Annotated in this window: 4 protein-coding genes; all 4 read right to left on the bottom strand. The window is 68.4% G+C overall.

The window, feature by feature from the left end:
- A partial coding sequence (locus tag RMO85_RS17565) for a sugar nucleotide-binding protein (RefSeq protein ID WP_310530011.1) occupies positions 1-587 on the bottom strand: 587 nt, incomplete at its 3' end.
- Positions 588-593: 6 nt separating this feature from the next.
- Positions 594-1496 carry a phosphatidate cytidylyltransferase gene (locus tag RMO85_RS17570; protein WP_310530012.1) on the bottom strand — a complete coding sequence of 301 codons (903 nt, stop codon included), beginning with the start codon at positions 1494-1496 and terminating at the stop codon, positions 594-596.
- A gap of 6 nt (positions 1497-1502) precedes the next feature.
- On the bottom strand, positions 1503-2057 hold the full coding sequence (frr, locus tag RMO85_RS17575; protein ID WP_310530014.1) for a ribosome recycling factor: 555 nt from the start codon (positions 2055-2057) through the stop codon (positions 1503-1505).
- 62 nt (positions 2058-2119) lie between these two features.
- Entirely contained in the window at positions 2120-2836 is a 717-nt protein-coding gene (gene pyrH / locus RMO85_RS17580; protein WP_310530013.1) for a UMP kinase, read from the bottom strand.
- Between the last annotated feature and the right edge of the window lie 214 nt (positions 2837-3050).

Genomic DNA, 3050 nt, shown 5'->3' on the forward strand with positions numbered 1-3050 from the left:
CCGGCCACGTGCAGCACCCCCTGCAGGTCGTTGCCGGCGAGCTCGACCAGCGCAGCGGCCAGGTCGGTGACGTGGACGGGACAGCGCTGCTCGTCGTCGAAGAGCGCACCCTCGGCACCGGCGGCCAGCGCGTGCACGAGCCGTTCGTGCTGCGAGGTGCCGTCGCCGAGGATCAACGACGTGCGAGCGACGACCACGTCGGGACAGACGGCGAGCGCAGTCGTCTCGGCGGCGGCCTTCGCTGCGCCGTACGCCGTGATCGGGTCGGGGGGCGCAGACTCGGCGTAGCGGCCGTCGGCCCCGGAGAAGACCACGTCACTGGAGACGAGCACGAGCCTGGCGCCGTGTCGCGCGGCGGCGGTCGCGACGTGCGCGGCACCGGTGGCCGTGACGTGCCAGTCGGACTGGACGTAGGCGGTGTGCACGATCGCGTCCGGACGGTGCTGCGCGATCAGCGCCTCGACGGCGCGCGGGTCGCGCAGGTCGGCGTCCCCGGAGCCGACGGCGATGACCTCGTGCTCGGTTGCCTCAGCGACCACGTGTCGGCCGAGATAGCCGGTCCGCCCGCCGGTGACCAGGAGTCGCACGTGGACCTAGAAGACGAGGTAGTGGAGCAGCAGCCAGATCGGCGCGACGGTCGCGAGCAGCGAGTCGAGCCGGTCCATCAGGCCTCCGTGGCCCGGGATGATCTGGCTCATGTCCTTGATGCCGAGGTCGCGCTTCATGACGGACTCGCAGAGGTCGCCGAGGGTTGCCATCACGACGGCGATCAGGCCGAGCAGGACGCCGACCCACCAGTCACCGCCCAGGAAGGACGTGACCAGCCAGACTCCGACACCGACGCAGGCGAGCAGCGAGCCGACGAAGCCCTCCCACGACTTCTTCGGAGAGATGACCGGGGCCATCGGGTGCTTGCCGAAGAGCACACCGGCGACGTAGCCACCCACGTCGGAGGCGACGGTGATCGCGATGAACGTGACCACGCCACGCATGCCCAGGTCGTCCAGATCCAGGCCGAGGGACGGGTTGTTGCCGCCCTCGGCGAGCAGCAGGGCCACGAAGGACGCAAGGAAGGGCACGTAGATCAACGTGAAGACCGAGGCGGTGGCGTTCTGGACGTAACCGTCGACCCCGCGGCGCAGCAGCCACAACATCACGATCAGCGAGGTCACCGCCGTGGCCGTCACGAGGGCCGGGGCACCCCAGACGTAGGCGACGACCACCATGACGACGGCCCCGAGCATGAGCGGCTGCTCCGGGATGTCGATGCCCCTGGCCGAGAGTCCCCGGTGCAGTTCCCACACGGCCACCACGACGGCGATCGCCACGATGACGATGAAGGCCGTCTTCCAGAAGAGCAGCGACACCAGGATCGCCGCAACCAGCACGACCGCCGAGGTGATGGCGGCCGGCAGGTCGCGGCCGGCGCGACCGTGATCCTTCTGTGTCGTCGGCTGGGGGGCGTCCGGGGCAGCCGGCGCGGCGGGGGTCGTCATGGGTGCTCAGACCTCGAGCAGCTCGGCTTCCTTGTTCTTGAGCATGTCGTCGATCGCATCGGTGTGCTTCTTGGTGATCGAGTCGAGCTTCTTCTCGGCGCCGGTGACGTCGTCCTTGCCGACCTCACCGTCCTTCTCCAGCCTCTCGAGGCCCTGCTTGGCCGTACGGCGCACATTGCGCACCGCGACGCGGCCGTCCTCGGCCTTGCCCTTGGCGAGCTTGATGTAGTCCTTGCGGCGCTCCTCGGTCAGCTCCGGGAACACGGCACGCAGGACCTTGCCGTCGTTGGACGGGTTGACGCCGAGGTCGGAGTCACGGATCGCCTTCTCGATGGCGGTCATGGCACTGATGTCGAAGGGCGCGATCAAGATGGTGCGGGCGTCCTGCGACGTGAAGGAGGCGAGCGCCTGCAACGGGGTGGGCATGCCGTAGTAGTCGGCGACGATCTTGGCGAACATGCTGGGGTTGACCCGACCGGCGCGGATCGCCGCGAACTCCTCGCGGGTCGACTCGACCGACTTGGACATCTTGTCGTCGGCCTCGTTGAGGACTTCGTTGATCACGGCTGCTCCTTGTTGCGGTTGGCGGCGTGCTGCCAAGAGGGACTGGATCGTGGGGCTGGTCAGCCGTCGCGGCTCACCAGCGTGCCAATCTTCTCACCTCGGACGATGCGCAGGATGGCACCCTCGTCCTCGGCGCCGAAGACGATGATCGGCATGTTGTTCTCCTGGCAGAGCGCAAACGCCGTCGCGTCGATCACGTTCAGGCCCTGGACCAGGGCCTCGTTGAAGGTGAGGGTGTCGTACTTCGTGGCCGTCGGGTCCTTCTTCGGGTCCGCGCTGTAGACGCCGTCGACGCCCTGCTTGGCGTAGAGAACGACCTCGCAGTGGGTCTCGAGGGCACGCTGGGCAGCAACCGTGTCGGTGGAGAAGAACGGCATGCCTGCCCCAGCGCCGAAGATCACGACGCGGCCCTTCTCGATGTGGCGGATCGCGCGGCGCGGGATGTAGGGCTCGGCAACCTGGCCCATCGCGATGGCCGTCTGCACGCGGGTCTCGATGCCTTCCTTCTCCAGGAAGTCCTGCAGGGCCAGGCAGTTCATCACCGTGCCGAGCATCCCCATGTAGTCGGCCCGCGAGCGGTCCATGCCGCGCTGCTGCATCTCGGCTCCGCGGAAGAAGTTGCCGCCGCCGACCACGATGGCCACGCCCACACCGTCGCGCACCACGGCCGAGATCTCCTTGGCGACCTCGTGCACGACGTCGGGGTCGACACCGACCTTGCCGCCACCGAAGACCTCACCGGAAAGCTTGATCAGGACACGGTTGTAGGAGGTCACGCAAGTTCCCTTCGCAGGCGTTGTCGGTGCTCGAGCAACCTACTCGACTCCGCCGACAGGGGTCGACTCGACGCCGGGCTCTCGCCACGCCCTCGTGCGGAGATGCCGCAAATGCCGGAGGGGTGGGTAGCCGCGGGGGGCGACCCCCCCCCAAAAAGCGGGGGTGGAAAACCGCAGGGGCCCCCCACCAAAACCCCGCCCCCCATGAGGGGGG

This window comes from Nocardioides sp., from assembly GCF_031422975.1.
GTDB lineage: Bacteria > Actinomycetota > Actinomycetes > Propionibacteriales > Nocardioidaceae > Nocardioides.

Coding starts and splice junctions, on each gene's coding strand:
- RMO85_RS17570 (WP_310530012.1), bottom strand. CDS start 1,496: ATGACGACCCCCGCCGCGCCGGCTGCCCCGGACGCCCCCCAGCCGACG.